This window comes from Streptomyces katrae (assembly GCF_000966975.1).
In the GTDB taxonomy this organism is placed as follows: Bacteria; Actinomycetota; Actinomycetes; order Streptomycetales; family Streptomycetaceae; genus Streptomyces; species Streptomyces katrae.
The window spans coordinates 1-16,578 of the sequence record NZ_JZWV01000225.1; the positions used below are offsets into that span (position 1 = coordinate 1).

Annotated in this window: 20 protein-coding genes, 1 tRNA gene and 1 pseudogene; 13 read left to right on the top strand and 9 right to left on the bottom strand. The window is 72.1% G+C overall.

Translation table 11 applies throughout. From position 1 onward, the window contains the following. From VR44_RS10195 to VR44_RS10205, 3 genes are all read right to left on the bottom strand, one after another. On the bottom strand, positions 1 to 863 hold an 863-nt coding region (locus tag VR44_RS10195), incomplete at its 3' end, for an AAA family ATPase (protein WP_052713533.1). Positions 864 to 928: 65 nt separating this feature from the next. Further along, positions 929 to 1,465, bottom strand: coding sequence for a hypothetical protein (locus tag VR44_RS10200; RefSeq protein ID WP_045947099.1), 537 nt, complete (start codon positions 1,463 to 1,465; stop codon positions 929 to 931). After that, positions 1,462 to 2,496 (bottom strand): DUF4129 domain-containing protein, encoded by a 1,035-nt coding sequence (locus tag VR44_RS10205; protein WP_245691664.1) that lies wholly within the window; start codon positions 2,494 to 2,496, stop codon positions 1,462 to 1,464. Before VR44_RS10205 ends, VR44_RS10200 begins: the two co-directional genes overlap by 4 nt. A 214-nt stretch (positions 2,497 to 2,710) precedes the next feature. On the opposite strand from VR44_RS10205, the gene VR44_RS44910 reads away from it, so the two are divergent. Together VR44_RS44910 and VR44_RS10215 are read left to right on the top strand one after the other, a co-directional pair. Next, the gene (locus VR44_RS44910; RefSeq protein WP_045947100.1) at positions 2,711 to 3,199 is read left to right on the top strand and encodes a hypothetical protein; all 489 of its coding nucleotides are present in this window, start codon (positions 2,711 to 2,713) and stop codon (positions 3,197 to 3,199) included. A gap of 238 nt (positions 3,200 to 3,437) precedes the next feature. Next, entirely contained in the window at positions 3,438 to 4,217 is a 780-nt protein-coding gene (locus VR44_RS10215; RefSeq protein ID WP_045947101.1) for a hypothetical protein, read from the top strand. Positions 4,218 to 4,535: 318 nt separating this feature from the next. Here VR44_RS10215 and VR44_RS10220 read toward each other — a convergent pair whose 3' ends face one another. Together VR44_RS10220 and VR44_RS10225 are read right to left on the bottom strand one after the other, a co-directional pair. Beyond that, a complete protein-coding gene (locus VR44_RS10220; protein WP_045947102.1) occupies positions 4,536 to 4,766 on the bottom strand; it encodes a DUF5133 domain-containing protein in 231 nt (76 codons plus the stop codon). 149 nt (positions 4,767 to 4,915) lie between these two features. Continuing rightward, positions 4,916 to 5,860, bottom strand: a complete 945-nt coding sequence (locus VR44_RS10225; protein WP_045947103.1) for a PhzF family phenazine biosynthesis isomerase — start codon at positions 5,858 to 5,860, stop codon at positions 4,916 to 4,918. Between the two features lie 94 nt (positions 5,861 to 5,954). Here VR44_RS10225 and VR44_RS10230 point away from each other — a divergent pair. Continuing rightward, positions 5,955 to 6,856 (top strand): annotated as a pseudogene (locus VR44_RS10230) (LysR family transcriptional regulator). Positions 6,857 to 7,009: 153 nt separating this feature from the next. On the opposite strand, the gene VR44_RS10235 reads toward VR44_RS10230, so the two are convergent. Further along, on the bottom strand, positions 7,010 to 7,450 hold the full coding sequence (locus tag VR44_RS10235; protein WP_045947104.1) for an SRPBCC family protein: 441 nt from the start codon (positions 7,448 to 7,450) through the stop codon (positions 7,010 to 7,012). A gap of 160 nt (positions 7,451 to 7,610) precedes the next feature. Between VR44_RS10235 and VR44_RS48355 the strand changes: the two genes are divergently transcribed. Continuing rightward, positions 7,611 to 7,742: a hypothetical protein gene (locus tag VR44_RS48355; protein WP_281187128.1), complete on the top strand. Its 132-nt coding sequence runs from the start codon at positions 7,611 to 7,613 to the stop codon at positions 7,740 to 7,742. A 52-nt stretch (positions 7,743 to 7,794) separates the two neighbouring features. Continuing rightward, positions 7,795 to 7,986 carry a hypothetical protein gene (locus tag VR44_RS10240; protein ID WP_045947105.1) on the top strand — a complete coding sequence of 64 codons (192 nt, stop codon included), beginning with the start codon at positions 7,795 to 7,797 and terminating at the stop codon, positions 7,984 to 7,986. 37 nt (positions 7,987 to 8,023) lie between these two features. Here VR44_RS10240 and VR44_RS10245 read toward each other — a convergent pair whose 3' ends face one another. Beyond that, positions 8,024 to 8,761: an SDR family oxidoreductase gene (locus tag VR44_RS10245; RefSeq protein ID WP_045947106.1), complete on the bottom strand. Its 738-nt coding sequence runs from the start codon at positions 8,759 to 8,761 to the stop codon at positions 8,024 to 8,026. Positions 8,762 to 8,908: 147 nt separating this feature from the next. Between VR44_RS10245 and VR44_RS10250 the strand changes: the two genes are divergently transcribed. From VR44_RS10250 to VR44_RS10270, 5 genes are all read left to right on the top strand, one after another. Continuing rightward, complete coding sequence (locus VR44_RS10250; protein WP_094191540.1) at positions 8,909 to 9,505, top strand: TetR/AcrR family transcriptional regulator; 597 nt, start codon at positions 8,909 to 8,911, stop codon at positions 9,503 to 9,505. Between the two features lie 175 nt (positions 9,506 to 9,680). Next, a complete protein-coding gene (locus tag VR44_RS10255; RefSeq protein ID WP_045947107.1) occupies positions 9,681 to 10,715 on the top strand; it encodes an MDR family NADP-dependent oxidoreductase in 1,035 nt (344 codons plus the stop codon). Positions 10,716 to 10,773: 58 nt separating this feature from the next. Further along, positions 10,774 to 11,160 (top strand): helix-turn-helix domain-containing protein, encoded by a 387-nt coding sequence (locus VR44_RS10260; RefSeq protein WP_045947108.1) that lies wholly within the window; start codon positions 10,774 to 10,776, stop codon positions 11,158 to 11,160. A 236-nt stretch (positions 11,161 to 11,396) separates the two neighbouring features. Then, positions 11,397 to 11,771 carry a hypothetical protein gene (locus VR44_RS10265; protein WP_045947109.1) on the top strand — a complete coding sequence of 125 codons (375 nt, stop codon included), beginning with the start codon at positions 11,397 to 11,399 and terminating at the stop codon, positions 11,769 to 11,771. 248 nt (positions 11,772 to 12,019) lie between these two features. Next, positions 12,020 to 12,703: a GNAT family N-acetyltransferase gene (locus VR44_RS10270; protein WP_045947110.1), complete on the top strand. Its 684-nt coding sequence runs from the start codon at positions 12,020 to 12,022 to the stop codon at positions 12,701 to 12,703. Positions 12,704 to 12,888: 185 nt separating this feature from the next. Here the strand turns inward: VR44_RS10270 and VR44_RS10275 are convergent, their stop codons facing one another. After that, complete coding sequence (locus VR44_RS10275) at positions 12,889 to 13,368, bottom strand: MarR family winged helix-turn-helix transcriptional regulator (RefSeq protein ID WP_045947117.1); 480 nt, start codon at positions 13,366 to 13,368, stop codon at positions 12,889 to 12,891. A gap of 341 nt (positions 13,369 to 13,709) precedes the next feature. Between VR44_RS10275 and VR44_RS44915 the strand changes: the two genes are divergently transcribed. Together VR44_RS44915 and VR44_RS10280 are read left to right on the top strand one after the other, a co-directional pair. Continuing rightward, positions 13,710 to 13,828 (top strand) — tRNA-Gly (locus VR44_RS44915). A 65-nt stretch (positions 13,829 to 13,893) separates the two neighbouring features. After that, the gene (locus VR44_RS10280) at positions 13,894 to 14,775 is read left to right on the top strand and encodes a PhzF family phenazine biosynthesis protein (protein WP_045947111.1); all 882 of its coding nucleotides are present in this window, start codon (positions 13,894 to 13,896) and stop codon (positions 14,773 to 14,775) included. A gap of 319 nt (positions 14,776 to 15,094) precedes the next feature. On the opposite strand, the gene VR44_RS10285 is transcribed toward VR44_RS10280, so the two are convergent. Further along, positions 15,095 to 15,613, bottom strand: a complete 519-nt coding sequence (locus VR44_RS10285; RefSeq protein ID WP_157880260.1) for a hypothetical protein — start codon at positions 15,611 to 15,613, stop codon at positions 15,095 to 15,097. A 168-nt stretch (positions 15,614 to 15,781) separates the two neighbouring features. Between VR44_RS10285 and VR44_RS10290 the strand changes: the two genes are divergently transcribed. Next, positions 15,782 to 16,578 (top strand): ROK family protein (locus VR44_RS10290; RefSeq protein ID WP_245691666.1); only part of this gene is annotated, 797 nt, incomplete at its 3' end.

Sequence of the window (16,578 nt, forward strand, 5' to 3'; positions counted from 1 at the left end):
GCTTTGACGTCCTCCGGGGTCACGTAGTCCCGCAGTTCGAGCACGGCACGGGCTCGGGCCAGCTGCACCAGGGCCAGGCCGCCTCGTGGAGAGGCCCCGACCTGGACGTGCGGGTGGGCGCGGGTGGCGCCGACGAGGGCGACGGCGTAGTCCAGCAGGTCGTCGTCCACCTCGACGCGTTCCACGGCGGCCCGCATGGCCAGCACCTCGCCCGGCCCGCTGAGCGTGCGCAGCACCGCTTCGGGCGCGGCCCGGTCGACGCGTGCGCGCAGCATGCCGGCTTCCTCGGCGGGCGTGAGGTAGCCCATCCGCACCCGCAGCAGGAAGCGGTCGAGCTGGGCCTCCGGGAGGGAGTAGGTGCCCTCGTACTCGATGGGGTTGGCGGTGGCCACCACCACGAAGGGGTCCGGCAGCGGGCGGGTGGTGCCGTCGACGGACACCTGGGACTCGGCCATCGCCTCCAGCAGGGCCGCCTGGGTCTTGGGCGGGGTGCGGTTGATCTCGTCGGCGAGGAGCAGCTGGGCGAAGACGGGGCCGGGCCGGAAGACCATGTCGGCGGTGCGCTGGTCGTAGAACGGGGCGCCGGTGACATCGGAGGGCAGCAGGTCGGGGGTGAACTGGACGCGGGAGAAGTCCAGTCCGAGGGTGGTGGCGAAGGAGCGGGCCAGCAGCGTCTTGCCGAGTCCGGGCAGATCCTCGATGAGGACGTGGCCCCCGGCGAGGATGCCGAGCATGACCAGGGCGAGCGGTTCCGCCTTGCCGACCACGGCGGTGCGGATCTCGTCGAGCACGGCTGCGGCCCGCTCGCCCGCCTGTCGGGGCGTCAGGACGGTGCGGTCCGGGCTGGTGTGCGTGCTGGTCACGAGCGGTTCCTCACGGCGACGGGTCGGGTGGCTGGTTGCGGCGGCCGGCTTGGGGCCGGCGATGGTCACAGGGATTCCAGGCGGTCGAGCAGGGAGCGCAGGACGGGTTCGGGGAGGGTGGGTTGCGGAGCGGGCGCCCCGGGGTCGATCCACGGCCACAGCGTGTTGCCGACCAGCGCCCGGGCCCGGTCCGGGTTCCGGTACATCTCCACCCCGTGCCGCTCGGCCAGCCGGGCCGCGAACAGCCTTTGGAGCTGTGGTCGCATGACGGTGCGCAGGTGTTCTTCGCCGTCGTCCCCGAGGGCGTCGGCCACGGTGCGCCGCCACCGGCCGAGCGCCGGGGCCCGGCCGCTCAGCACGCGCGTCGGCCTGCGCAGTCCGGCGTCCTGGGCGGCGCCGCCGGCGGCGTAGCGCCCCAGGGCCAGTGCGACGGTGGTGAGGAGTGCGGCTCCGGTGGCGGCCGCGGCGGCGCCGTCGGTCAGGGCGAGCAGCACTTCGGCCGGAAGGGCCAGGGCCGCCAGGACGGCCAGCGAGTCCCGTACCGGACCGGGCGCCGGCCGCACGGAGCCGGTACGGGTCCGGATCCGTATGCCCGCCTTCACCCGGCACCCGCCCCGGCCCGGGGTCCGTCCCCCTGCGGGCGCAGGCCGTGGGCGATCTCGGCGAGCGCGGCCGCCGCCCGGTCGCGGTGGCCGCCGTGCATGGGGTGCGTGGAGTAGCGTGCCTCGCGGAACAGGGCGGTGAGCTCGGTGGCGGCGTCCGCTGCGGACAGGCCGCCGTGGAGGGCCCGTTCCAGCAGGTCGTGCGGGCTGTCCGAGGCGTGGCGGGCCACGCCGGAGTCGGCGAGCGACTCCTCCATGGCGAGGTAGCAGGCGATGACGGCCGCACTCACGTCGGTCGCGTCCTGCAGGGCACGGCGTCCGCGATCCACGGCGGCGGCGAGGGGTTCCCGCTCGCCGCCGGGGGTCTCGGCCACCGCCGCAGCCTCGGGCTCCGTCGGATGGCGCAGATACCGCCACAGGAGGCGGAACGCGAGCACGAGGGCCGCGGTGAGCAGGGCGAGGCCGAGCACGAGGAGGACGCGCGTCAGCCCGGAGTGGCTGCCGGCGTCGGGGGCGGCGGGCGGTGCGGGCGGCGCCGTGGGCACGGGGACCGGGGGCGCGAGGGGAAGCGAGGAGGGGCCTGGGCCACCGCCGTTCGGGGGTGCGCCACCGCCGCTGTCGCTGTCCGGGGCACCGAAGCGGTGCAGGGCCACGATGAGCAGCGGGAGGGCCGGCGGGGCCGCCGTCAGCACACGGCGCACACCGTCCGCCAGTCGCTGTTCCACCGGGTCGAGCGTCTCCTGGGCGCCGATCCGCTCCACGTACTTCGCGCGCAGTGCGATCCCGCCGAAAAGGGAGAGCAGGGCGAGACCGAGAACCAGGACGGGGTTTTCGCCGAGCGGCCCGCGGCCCTCGGCGAACAGACCCGCGCCGGGGTGCAGCAGCAACGCCCCCAGGGCCATTCCGCCCACGACCAGTAAGCCCAACACCGCCTGCGCGGAACCGATGTGGCCGTGCTCGCGTTCCACCACCGCCCCCTCCCCCGAGACCGGCAGCTTCGCACACCGGTCACAGGTGATCAATAAGCTCACGACGCCACGGCGTGCCCGCCCCTCCTGGGCTCTGGCAGTCCGCACCGGGCAGGGGAACCCTGCCGCCGAGCTCGGAGGCGCTCCGCATCGTCTGACAGGGTCGGCTGCGGCCGGGACGCGTCCGGCGCCCGGGTGGGCGTGCCGGCGGCGGCCAGACCTGGTACATGCGGATGGAGGCGGCTTCGCTCCGCCCGCCGGCGACAGGACCGACCAGGTGCTGGTCGGCTCGGTCCTGTTCCCGTTCCCCTTCATCAACGACCCCGTCCTCTCGCGAGCCCGGCAGGGCCAGGAGAACCCGTACTACGTCCTCAAGCGCTACGGGTCCTGGCGCAACGTCTACTACTACGAGCACTCCGGCGCGTCCGCCTACACCAAGGAGGAAGAGGTCACGGTCGGCGTGACCACCTCCAACACCAAGGAGGTCGAGCACACCGCCGGCGTCAAGCTGACCGCGACCTCGGAGTTCAGCTTCATAGGCGCGTCGACCACCCTGAGTGTGGTCTCCACGACGACCACCAGCACCAGTGAGAACACCCGCAAGACCACCGTCAGGCGCGAGTACCCGGCAGGACCACGCCGCGCGGAGGCCATCTGGTACCGCGAGGACCGGTTCGTCCTGGAACGCCTCAACGGCGAGCACGTCCTGGAATGGGCCGTCCGCAACCCGGATCGCGTGATCACCGACGCCTACCCGGCCAGATGACCCAAGGATTCGGCGGTTTGGCGAGCACGACCGCGGAGCGGGAAGAGCGGGATCACCAGAGTGGCTGATCTCCACCGTGGACCGGGCCAGAAACCACAGGTGCCGTACGGGCGTCTCTGCCGCCGCGAGTGGAGAGCACCGTCCGGCACCAACGACCTGGGGGGCACCCGCGATGGCCCGAAAGTCCCGAGGAACCTGGAAGACCTGGAGATCCTGGAGAGCGCTGACCACCGCTCTCGTGATCCTGATCGGCCTGACCGCCGCCGGGGCGGCATCCGCCACCGCCGACCCGGGCGGACCGTTCGCGCCCAACGTGGACCAGCACTGCGCCATGCAGAACAGTGGCAGCGGTCCCATGACGACCTCGATACCCGTCGACCGGATCACCCTCAACCTCGAGACCGTCGGCTACCCCCCGACCGACTCCACCATCACCGCCTCCTACACCATCAGCGGCAGCACCAGGACCGGCACCGCCGGCGGCACGTTCGACACCGCCAGGAAGAACGCCACGTTCAACTTCTCGGTGCCCAACCCGCCGCCGGGCGCGACACTGACCGTCACCTACCAGGTGTGGGTGCACGGCGTCTACTACAGCAACTTCGTGAGCGCTCCGCTGGCGCCCTGCACCTGGGACAACCCCACCTACGTCGACGCCTCGACGTGGAACGACTACGTGACCGTGACCGGCGTCTCCCAGCGCTGCGAGACCGTCGACATCGGCGTCGGCGGCAGGCACGCCTACCTCCGCGAGGACATCGTGACGGTGAACGTCGCGCACGGTCCGTCCTACGGACCCTCGCCGTACGCGGGCCGGTCGGTCTGGGCCGACTACTGGATCGTCGGTCAGAAGGCCTACACCTCGGGATCGTCCGGCGTCTTCGACACCGACGGCAAGGCCACGCTGTCGTTCGTGATCCTCGCTCCGACCACCGGCGCCGAACTCGACGTCCTGGCAAGCGGCCAAGCGGGCTCGCGAACCTTCCCCGGCCACTCCTGGGCCACCATCACCTGCTGACCTCGGGGGCTCGTCCTCCGGCACCACCAACCCCACCCTGGGAGGAGTCGACCGTTCAGTAGGTCGTACCCCCGACGCGCTACCGCGCCGGCGCGAGCCCCCTGGGCACGCCGTGCAGCCGGCCCGGGCCGCGTAACGCACGGCGCTTGCCGGCCCGGCGGCCGCGCAGTTGTGCACCGACCTGAACGAACTCCGTTCCGACAAGAGCGCGTACAACGATGTCAGGGACGGCTGGGACGAGGTCTCGAAGTCCACGGCGGCATGGAGCGCGGCGCAGCAGGAGGCCGTGAAGTCCGCGGCGGACGGCCTGAAGGGCGATCAGCGGGAGGCGAGTACGGAGTCGTCGAGAGCGCCCGCGCCAGGCAGGTGGTGCCGGGCGGCTATCAACGCGGCGTACACGTCCGCCGTACCCGTGGCCACGCACAGAGCCTGCTCCACGTCCCTCATCTCCCTGCGCACCGACGAGGCGTCGTCTGCGGCATCCAGTACCGACAGCGCCCAGTAGCGGTCGACGAGGCCGGGGAGCACAGCCGGGTGAGCCAACAACATGGGATCCGCCTTCCGTCAACTGATCGATCTTGTGGCCGTCGCCTACCCCGTCGATCACGGTTGAATCCCCGCACGCGCGCCCCGCCGCGCCCTCCCCGTCCGCAGGAGCGGCAGCTGCGGGACTCGCGGTGCCGGCAGCGTGCGGGTTTTCAACTCCGCGCGCGGTGTGACTGAACGTCGCCTGCGGCGCGCTCGGTCCGCTCGGCTCCTCCCTCGCCGGTGCGCGCGCTCGTGCCCGCAATCGCCACCGCCTGACCGCTCACACGTACGCGGGGGTCCGTGGTGGATGCCTCGACCCGGAGCAGGCTGAGCCGGCCGAGGTCCTCGCCCTGGCGGATGGTGAAGGCGCCGGAGGGCGGGAGGGCTCCGAGGGTGCGCAGGTAGCCGCCGAAGGCGGCGGCCGCGGATCCGGTGGCCGGGTCCTCGACGACACCGCCGATCGGGAAGGGGTCGCGGGCGTGGAAGAGGTCCTGGGTCTCACGCCAGACCAGCTGGAGCGTGGTCCAGCCGTGACGGTGCATCACCTCGGCCAGGGCGTCGAAGTCGTAGTCGAGGGCCGCGAGACGCTCGCGGGTGGCAACGGCCAGGACCAGGTGCTCGTTTCCGCCGAAGGCAACGTGCGGGGGGAGCGCGGTGTCGAGGTCTTCGGGGGACCAGTGCAGGGCGGCGAGGGAGGCGTCCACCTCCTCGTCGGCCGCCGGCCGGGAGCGGGTGGGGACGCTGGTGAGCGTCGCGGTCACGGAGCCTTCGCGGTCAGCGGAGGTGTCCAGGGCGATCTCTCCCACCGGCGTGTCGAAGACGAGCGGCCCGGGCCCGAGCCGTTCGGCCAGGGCCACCGCGGTGGCGACGGTGGCGTGGCCGCAGAAGGCGACCTCGGCCAGCGGGCTGAAATAGCGCAGCCGGAACCGGCGGGCCGCATGGTCGGCGGCAATGACGAAAGCGGTCTCCGAGTAACCGACTTCGGCGGCGGTCGCGAGCATGGCGGCATCGCCCAGTGCGGCCGCGTCAAGCACGACGCCGGCCGGATTGCCACCGGCGGGGTCGGTGGTGAAGGCGGTGTAGCGCAGGATTTCGGGGTGCGTCCTCAGGTTCATGCGCCCACTGTCACACTCCGCAGTCATCGTTACAAACGATGGATCCCGATCGGATCCATCGAGGTATCCGATGGCGGTGACTATCGTCTACGGCATGGACACCAGACTCCTGCGCACCTTCACCACCGTTGCCCGGACCGGGAACCTGACCGCCGCCGCGGAACGCCTGCACCTCGTCCAGTCCACCGTCACCGCCCACGTGCAGGCGCTGGAGAAGGAGCTCGGCCTGTGCCTGTTCGACCGGCTGCCGCGTGGGGTGGTGCTCACGGGCGCCGGACGCGAGGTACTGGGGCAGGCCGAGGCAGTCCTGGAGGCCGAGTCCCGGCTGCGCGCGGTCGCCTCCTCGGCGGGTGGCACGGGCGGCCGGGTGACCGGACGCGTGGTGCTGGCGAGACGCTGGTGTCCGCCCGGCTGCCGGGAGTCGTCGCCGCGCTGCGGCACAGCCACCCCGGGGTCGAGGTGGACATGCGCACGATGGGGACTTCGGCCGCCGTCGCCGCGCTCCGTGCCGGCGAGCTGGATCTGGCCCTGCTGCTGGAGGACGAAGCCGTGTTCCGCGATGTCGAATGCACGCCGCTGGCCCGCGAACAGCTGGTCCTCGTCTGCTCGCCGGAGCACCCCGCCGCCCGCAGGGCCCCTGGTTCGCCCACCGACTGGGCGGAGCTGGCCCGCGAGGACTACTTCCTGCACGAGCAGGGCTGCTCGTACAGCGACCGCTTCCTTGAGCGGCTGCTCGCCGCGGCGCCGGGCGCGCAGCCCCGCATCACGCGCTTCGGCAGTCTGGAGGTCGCCAGGTCCTGCGTCGCGGCGGGCCTCGGCCTCAGCCTGCTGGCCCGCGCCAATGTCGCGGACGCGCTCACGACGGGCCGCCTGGCACAGGTGCCCGGCCCGCGGTTCCCCGACGTCACCGTCCAACTGGCCCGACATCGCCGACGCCGGCTCTCCCCCGCGGCGGCCGCCCTCACCACGGAACTGCCGCACCACTTCCCACACTGAACGAGCCGGTCCGGGCCGCCGGCAGTGCGGCCGGCTGGGCGCAGTCCTCAGCGGGGTGTCGTCGGCGGCCGCGCGCACCCCGGTCCCCACGACAAGCACGGCGACCCCGGCAGGCGCGGCGCAGTGGCTCGGCCGACTGAGCGCGGTCGTCGTTCAGGCCTTGCTGAGCAGCTGGGTCGCCGCGCGGCCGAACATCAGGCGGGCCGTCCGGTTCAGGACGCCGTCGAAGAGGCGGGGCAGGAAGCGGATGCGCAGTTCCTCCCGCCACACCACCCGGCTGCCGCTGCCGGCCCCTGGCCGTACCTCGATCTCCGCCCAGCCCAGGACGACGCGGCCCCGCTTCTCCAGCCGGCACAGGCCGGGCTCGCCGCCCACCGGCGGGCGCCAGACCGTCACCTCCATGACGTCGTCGAAGGACACCGGTCCGAGGCCCGAGCGGGCCACGAAACGCGTTCCCGGACGTGTGGGCGGCGCGGTGAGCACCTCGATCCTGGTGAGCGGGACCACCTCGGCGTGGCGGGGCCATTCCGTCAGCCTGCGCCACGCCTCCGCGGGGGTGAGCGGGGGCGTGCGTTCGAGAGAAAAGGCGGGCACGGCACGATCCTAGGGAATCGCCGCCCTCTTCTTCGCCCGGACATCACCCGGACGGCGGCTTGACGTCAGGCCGGGACGAGCCCGGTTGTTCCGTTCGGAGCAGTCTGGGCCGTAGGGATTGTGCATCGCGTTCCCGTGACCGCTGCAGTCGGGAGGCGCCATGGTGGTGACCGCTGTGTTCCTGCCGGTACTGGTCGTGTTCATGCTGTTCGGGCTGGATGCCCTGGAGAACGCCCTCTTCCCCCGCCAGGCGCCACACCCCGGCACCGACGGGGAGGATCTGTCCGGCTGACCGGCCGTAAGCTGGCCCGGCGCCGACGCGGAACGATCAACAAGGGGAATGAATGAGCAACTTGGGCAACAGCATGGCATCGAAGTACTACGACCTGGCGTGGCGGCACAGCACGAGCGCCAATGAGGCGTTCCAGAACTGGATGCTCCGCAAGGAGCAGGATTCCCATGCGGAGGCGATGCTCCACGCCCAGATGGCCGCCATGTACGCGGGCATGGCCGCAGCGGCGAAACTCACCGACTGAGGAGGTGCCTTCCGGCTCAGGGTAGATCAGCCCGGCGTCAGGCCTGGGCGGTGGGGCGCACGACGATCTCGCTGACGTCGACGCCGTCGGGTTGTTCGATGGCGTAGCCGATGGCGGAGGCGATGGCCGAGGGCGGCATGGCGATCTCGTCGCGCTGCCGGGTCATCGCGGCCGCGGCTTCAGGGCTGGCTCCCTTGCCGATGCCTTCGGTATGGGTGAAGCCGGGTGAGACGAGTGTGACGCGCAGGTCCGGTCCCGACTCCTGGCGTAGGCCCTCGGTGAGCACCTTCACCGCCGTCTTGGTGGCCGCGTAGACCCCCTGGGGGGATTTGACGACGTAGGCCGCGGTGGAGCCGACGTTGACGAACTGGCCGAAGCGCTGACGGCGGAAGATGGGCAGAGCCGCCCCGATGCCGTTGAGCAGGCCGGTGATGTGCGTGGCGACCATGGTGTCCCAGTCGTCCTGGCGCAGGTCGTCGAACGGCGAGACCGCCATCGTGCCCGCGTTGGAGACGAGGACGTCGAGCCGACCGTACCGGTTGAGGGCCGTCTCCGTCAGGCGCTGGAGGTCTTCACGGCGCGTGACGTCGACGACGACGCCGGCGGCGGTGCCGCCCTTCGCCGTGATGCCGTCCACGACGGAGTTCAGTCGCTCCTCACGCCGGGCTCCGAGCACGAGTTGGGCGCCTTTCGCGGCGAGGTAGGCCGCGGTTGCCTCACCGATGCCGCTACTGGCACCTGTGATCGCGATGACTTTGCCCTGGATGCCCGACATGACCGGCCTCTCTTCTTGGGGGGGCCCGCGCCTGTCAGCGCGATGACCTACAGTGAAACCGGAGGCGTCCCCAGTTAGCCCACCCTAAACGGGGGCGTGTCCGGTCAGCAAGCACGCAGGGCTTCGAAGAGGGGATGGCAGGCACCGATGACTGAGGGAACGCCTCGGCCGCTGAGGGCTGACGCCCGGCGGAACAGGGAGAAGATCCTCACGGCCGCTGTCCACGTCTTCACGACGCAGGGGCTGGAGGCCCACCTGGAACGCATCGCCAAGGAGGCGGGCGTGGGCAGTGCGACCCTGTACCGCAACTTCCCCACCCGGGAGGCCCTGATCGAGGCGGTCTACCGCAACGAAGTGGCCCACCTGTGCGAAGCCGCCCCCGCTCTCCTTGCGCAGAAGCCGCCGGCAGAGGCACTGCGCGCGTGGACACGCCTGTTCCTGGACTACGTCACCGCCAAGTACGGCATGATCGACGCCCTGCGCGCCATCGCCGCGACGGGAAACAACCCTTACGGCCACAGCCGGGAGATGATCCAGGCCGCCATCACCTCACTCATGGACGCCTGCATGGCCGCCGGGGCGATCCGCACCGACATCCAGCCCACCGACATCGGGGCCGCCCTGGAAGGCATCGCCCTCACCTCGGCGGGTGCTGAACACCGCCAGCAGGCGGAGCGCCTGCTCGACCTCACCCTGGACGGCCTCACGGTCCTCACCCTGGACGGCCTCACGGTCCGCCCGTGAGGACTCCTACCGGGGGCCGCCCGCTCCACCACGGCAGGGCCTCGGGCGGTCCTCCACCGCTCCCTTCGTCGTCCGGCTCGGGCCTCGGCCGGATGCGCGTGGGGCTTGACCCTGACCCTCGGGTCAGGGGTTAGCGTCCCGGCACCCGTCGCGCCCACGTCCAGGAGGCCCGCCCGTGCCGACCACCGTCCTGCCCCGCACCGCCCGCGAGGTCCGCCTCGTCGCCCGCCCCGACGGCCTGCCGGCACCACGCCACTTCACCGTCACCCGGACCCCGTTGCCCGAGCCGGGACCCGGCCAGGTGCTCGTGCGGAACGAGCACTTCCTGGTCTTCCCCGGCCTGCGCACCCTGATCGGCGGCGAGACCGACGGCCTGCCCCTGCCCCTCCTGCAGCCCGGAGACACCCTCTTCGGCCCCGCCGTGGGCGAGGTGCTCGCCGCCCCCGCCGACGGCCCGCTGCGCCCCGGCGACCGGGTGGCCCACCTGGCGGGCTGGCGTGACCACGCCCTCCTGCCGGCCACCGAGGTGTCCCCCCTCGACCCGGCCCTGCCGACAGCGGTCGCACACCTCGCCCAGGGCTCCGCCGCGTACGGCGCCCTGACCCGGCTGGCCCCGGTCCGGGCCGGCGACGTCGTCCTGGTCACCGGCGCGGCCGGCGCGGTCGGAACCCTGGCCGGACAGATCGCCCGGCTCCTGGGTGCCGCACGGATCCTCGGCAGCACCGGCTCTCCCCACAAGGCCGATCGCCTCGTACGGGAACTCGGCTACGACGAGGTGCTGTTGCGGGGTCCGGAACACCCGCCCTTCGCCGACCGGCTGCGGGCCGCCGCCCCGGACGGCATCGACGTGGTCCTCGACACCGTGGGCGGAGAGCAGCTCTCGGCCGCACTGGAGGTGGCCCGGCAGGGTGCCCGCGTGGCCGTCGTCGGCACGCTGGCCGGTCAGATGGCCGCGGAAGGGGACGGTGGCACCGCGCCCGTGGAGATCGACACCTTCCGGCTGGTGGTCCGGGGCCTCTCGCTGCGCGGATACGCCGGCACCGATCACCCCGACGTGCAGGCCGAATGGCGCGAGCGGTTCGGCGGCTGGCTGCGGTCCGGCGCGATCCGCTTCCCCTACTCGACCGTCGAGGGAATCGACGGGGCCGTGCGGGCGTTGCCCGAACTGATCGCCGGACGCCATTTCGGCGCGGTGGTCGTGCGGTTGTAGCCGTACGCCACCCGTACGGGCACACGGCAGCGGACCGGGACGGGGTGGGGTGGGTCGGATGCGCATCGGTGACGCGGCGGCAGCGGCGGGGACCACGGCACGGGCCCTGCGCCTCTACGAACAGCGCGGCCTGCTGCCCCCGCCCGCCCGCACCGCATCCGGACAGCGGGAGTACGGCCCCGAGGACGTCGCCCTGGTCCGGGTGATCAGGGAACTGCTCGCGCTGGGCCTGACCATCGGGGACCTGCGCACCCACGCGGACCGCCTCCCGCTGCTCACCCGTGACCCGGCGCCGGCCTGCGAGTCCGGGACCGGCGACGGCGGCTTCGCACCCGTGGTCGACCGCCGCATCGCCGCCCTCGACGCCGAGCTGGCCAGACTCGGCCGGCAGCGCGAGGAACTGGCCCGGCGAACCGGCCGCGGGACACACCCACGGGCCGACTGACAACCGCTCAGGGCTCCGCGACTCCCCGCCGGGAAGGCGGTGGTGCGTGACGGGCACGGGCCGCATCCTGGGCTCGGCCCGTGGCGGCCGCACGCGCGACTGGGGCCCCAACTCCGCATGTAAAAAACGTAGTTGAACCATTGATGCGAGCGAGTACCCTGATCATGAAACGCTCGGAGATCAACAGATTCTCCGGATGCAACGACGCCATCGACCGAACGGGGGGACATTCTCGTATGTCCAAGAACATCGCCGCACGCGCCGCCGCGGCCGCCGGCAGCCTCGCCCTGGCCGCCACCGGAGTCCTCGTCGGCGCGGGTACGGCCTCCGCCGGCTCCAACGGGCAGCAGATCGCCTACACGGACCACGCGACGCCCGGCTACCGGCACTCGATCGAGCTCTACGGGTACAACAACAACGGCGAGGAGAGCCTCGGCTGTTTCAACATCGACTCGGGCGGCACCACCCGCATCTCCGGCTGGTGGTGGCGGGGCGACCTCACGGTCAAGGCGTACAACAGCTACAACTGCCAGAACAGCTACAGCTGGGGAACCCACGTCTCCGTCCCGTACTCTCAGAGCGGCGACTGGACCTACGTCACGGGCTATTAGGCCCGTGCGGCCCGGCGCACCGGGCCGTGGGTCGCGCGTGATCCACGGGTAGGGCAGCGCGCGATCGCGTCGCGTGCGGCCCTTGCCACCATCGCGTCGCCGCGCCCGCCTTCGTCCTCGGTCCGGGGAAGAAAGGCGGGCGTCTGCCGTTGTGAGCTCAAGGGGCGTGCACAGCCTGGCCAACGCCGGCGCAGGGTCTGGGTCGTCCACCAGCTCGTCGACTGTGGCGGTCGTGCTCTAATCGCCGGATGGCGAAGATCGAATCAGAGCTGATACGACGCTGGCTGCACGGCTGGACCGTAGCTCGCTCCCTGCCCGAGGCCGAGCCCGTGGAGTCCACCGGGGACGGCCTGCGGTCCGAGTGCGGACAACCCGGCCGTGAAGTCGAGGTGTTCGCGCTGCGTGCGGATGAAGAGCCCGAGTCCTTGGCACGGCTGGCGGCAGCCGTCGCCGCCGCGAAGCAGACCACCTGGCTGACGGTACCCACGCTGCACCCCAGCGCCGTCGAAGCCCTCGTCAGCGCCGCCGGACTGGAGTTGCTCCACCGGTCCGAATGGTTCATGACGACCGATCTCACCGAGCACCCGCAGCACGCGCCCGCCGCGCCGTACCAGCGCGAGGTCCGCACCGAGGGACCAGTCACGGTCGTCTCCCTCCACGGCCCCTCCGGCGAGGTTGCGGCGCGCGGCGCCATCGCCGTGGTCGGCGCCGACGCGATCGCCGATCGCATCGAGACCAGCCCGGCGCACCGCCGTCGAGGCCTGGGCCGCGCCATGATGAGCGGTCTGGCAGAGGCCGCCGTGGCCCAGGGCGCCCGTACCGGTCTCCTCATCGCCAGTGAGGAAGGCCAGCGGCTCTACTCCTCCCTCGGCTGGCACCACGAAGCCGACGTCCTGATCGCCCGGGGGCCGGCGGTTCCCCCCAACAGGTAGGAATGGGCTTCCGCGGCAGAGGGGTGCGGCTCTCTTCAGGCCGGCGAGCCGTCACCCTGTCCTGACGCGCGTATCCGCGCGTTGGGCGGGCAGGCCGTGGCCGCCCTGAAACAATGGCGGCTGCGGGGTGATCGCCACCATGGGGGCGTTGCCGGGCACCTCCCGGAGGCAGATTGCCGCCCTCGCTACGAGGCGACCGTGCTGGTCGCGGCCGCCGGGGCGAGGTTGTCGGCGATGCGTTGGAGCACGGAGACCGCAGCCGCGTACTCCTCCTCCGTGATGTCGCCAAGGATGTCCGCACGCACCCGGTCCATGTGTTCCTTGGCCGTTGCCAGTCCCTCGTGTCCCTCTTGCGTGCAGGTCAGCCGGCCGTCCGCGCCGATGCCGAGCCAGCCCCGGTGTACAAGGGCGTCGACGGCGTGGACCATCACCTCGGCCCCCATGTCGTAGGGCACGGCCACGGCGCGGATCTCGTCTCGGGTGAGGCCGTCCTCGGCGCGGACGATGTTGTTGAGCGCCCACCACTGCGGTTGGGTTACGTCGATGCGTGCCAGGGTGGCTTGCGAGTGTCGCAGGATCGCCTCGGTGGCCCTCCAGGCCACCAGGGCAATGGGCCGCTGGCCGAGGGTGGCGGTGCCGTTCTGCAGGGGGCTTGTGGTTGTCATGATCGCCAAGCTAGGACCTCAAGTGCGGCTGAGGTCAAGGATGTGGCGCTGCCGAGACGAGGTACCAGGATCTTGCCGTGCGCCAAGCGGCAACCGAGCCAACGTCGATGGCAGGCCCAGTCCGAGATCCCTTCACGACAGGGGCGAGGGCGGTGGTGGGGGTCTTCGCCGTCTCCGCCGGGGGGCTTGGCCGGCTTCGTTCGTAAGACGGGCCCTGTCACAGCTTCGCTTTCTTGGCGGGCGGCACGGTTTCCCCCCGGCTCCCGGATAAGGATTCGTCCGCGGAGAAGGCCGTCCCTACCCTGTGTCTCAGCGGGGGTGCGCGCATCCCCGCAGGTTGCGGTGCCGTGGCAGAGCGGCCCATTGCGATCGACGTGGGCGAGGTCCCTCCCACGGCGACTGACGGAGACGGGGCGGACCTGCTCCCCTCTGTCCACGGGTTCGAATCCCGTCGGCACCGCAGCCGCCCTGGACGTAGTGCCGTACTTCGCGGTTGCCGGTTCGTTGAGCGTCAAAGGGGGGCCGATGTCCTGGCCGGATGTCACAGTGGTTGATGCGTGCGTGCGGCGCGACGGCCGGGGCGGCAGCCCCACGGTCGTCACCGACGACGACCCGGCGGCGACGGACGCGGACCGGCGTGCGGTCGCCGCTGCGGCCGGCACCTCGCACGCGGCGTTCCTCGGCCCGGGCCGGACGCCGGACGGTGGCCTGCCGGTCCGGTTCTTCACCGCCACCGCCGAACTGTCCGGCTGCGGCCACGGCACCGTCGCCGCGCAGGCCGTCCGGTTGACCCGCACCGCACTGGGCGAGCTCAACGACCGCCAGCACACCGGAGGGCGCACGTTCGACACCGTCGCGATCCGCCGCCCCACCGGCATCGAGGTGTGGTTCGACCAGGGCCCCGTCGCACTGCGTCACCCGGGACCGGACGAGAGCGCCGCGATCACCGCCGGGCTCGGGCTCACCTCGGGCGACCCGCATCCGACCGACCGGCCACGGATCGCCTCACCCGGGGCACCACGCATGCTGGTACCCGTCCGCGACCGATCGGCGCTGCTCCGAGTCCAGCCGCACCTCGCCAGACTGACAGCGGCGTGCCGTCGGTACGGGCTCCTCGGCTGCTTCGTGTACGTGCCGCCGGTGGGCGGCCGACCGGGTGCGGCACGGATGTTCGCACCGGCGATCGGTGTCGACGAGGACGTCGCCAACGCCAACAGCACCGGCTGCCTGGCCGCCCACCTGCTCGACACGACAGGGGCGCAGACGGTCACGATCGAGGTGGAGCAGGGCGACACCCTCGGCCGCCCGGCCAGCGTGCTCGCCTCGGCCCGACGCGGGCCGGCGGGCATCACGACCCGGGTCGGCGGCTTGGCGGTGGTCCGTGACCGGCACCGAGACGACACCTAGACCTGTGCAACCGCGGCCACGAGACCGGCGCTTGCGCGACCTGCCGCCGCACCGAGCCGCGAGGCGGGCCTGGCCCCCGCTGTCGTGAAGCCGGGCACCATGCCGGTACCGAAGCCTCACTTCGATCTGGTGCGACGGGGATACGACCGCGCCCAGGTGGACGCCCACTTCGCCCTCGCGCCGGAGCGGCGTCCTCTCAATCCGCCCTTCGATCTCGTACGACGCGGGTACGGGCGGGGCCAGGTCGACAGGGCCCTCCGCCTTACCGGCGCCGACAGGAACATTCAGCCCGGCCAGTAGCGACCCGGCGCCCGCACCGTCAGGAAGCCGCGGAGTCGCCGTAGTAGTCGCGCAGCAGGTCCTCCAGATCCTCCAAGGACTGATCCACACTGCTGGCCCCGAGTCCGTCCAGGATCTGGATACACGTGGCCGTGTAGGCACCCAGCTCCACGATCAGGTCCAGGTAGGCCTCCTGGTCCCGGACGAACAGCCTCATCAGCCACTCCGCCGTCTGACCCATGCCCTTCGGCCCCGTCATCAACGTCCGCAGCAGATCGACCACCGGGCCCTGGACACCCTCTCCAGGCATCCGCTCCAGTGCTTTCGCGGCGTCCATGTCGCGTTCCTGGGCGAGCCAGAACGTCATGGCGGACGCCGCCACACCCGCCGCCGCAGCGAGGTCATGGATCGGGTGCATCCCGTCCAGGTCCTCGGTGGACCGGGCCACCTTCAGCACCGTCCGGCAAGCCGGAAGCTCCGTGCGCGGCACCGGCTCGTTCCCCACCGGCATCAGCGAGGCCCGCACCAACTCCATCACGGGTTCATATGAGACTGTCATCCCCCCATCCTCCCGTCACGGTCGACTCCGTGGCCCCCGAACGGCGCAGTTCCCCCTCGCGAGCACGCCGGCCTTGGTTGGCGCGGGCCGTCGTTCAGTCGTCCGGGTGTTCGTGTCTGTGGGCAGGGGCGGGCAAGATGCCCGATGGGTGGTGCCGACCACGGTCCGGTGGCGCGTACGCGGATCGCGGCCCTCACCGGGCTCAGCCCGGCCGCGGTCTCACGGCAGGTGGTCGACCTCACCGGTCTGGGGCTGGTGCGGGAGCGCCCCGAACTGGTCGCCGCGGCGGGCGTCGGCCGCCCGCAGGTTCCGGTGGACATCGACTGCGGCCGGGTCGCCGTGGCCGGTGTGCACATCGGGGTGCCGGGCGCGACGCTGTCCCTGATCGACCTGCGCGGGCGCGTCCTGGCCCGGGAGGACGTGAGCAGCCGGGAGCCCGGCCCGGACGGGATCCTGGGAAGGGTGGCCGGCCGGCTGCCCGCCTTCCTCGCCGCGCACCGGGGCGGCCTAACCCTCGCGGGTGTGGGTGCGGTGCTGGGGGGAAGGGTGGACCCGGAGCGGGGTATCGCGGTGCGGCACGAACCGCTCGGCTGGTACGAAGTACCGTTGCGCGACGCGCTGGAGCGGGTCACCGGACTGCCGGTGTACGTCGACAACCACGCACGCGCCCTCGCCCAGTCGGAGATCCTCTTCGGCCATCCCGACGCGCAGCACAGCATCGTGGCGGTCTTCGTGGGCCATGTGGTCGACGCGGCTCTGGGCAGTGGCGGCCGGGTGCACCTGGGCCCGCGCGCGGCCACCAGCGACATCGCGCACCAGCCCGTACCCGGCAGCCGGGCGAAGTGCTCCTGCGGCAGGACCGGCTGCTTCGAGGCGGTGGTCTCCGACACCGTCCTGTTCGCGGAAGCCGCTCGGCGGGGCATCATCGCCGAACCGGACCGCACCCTGCTCTCCGAGGCCGTGGC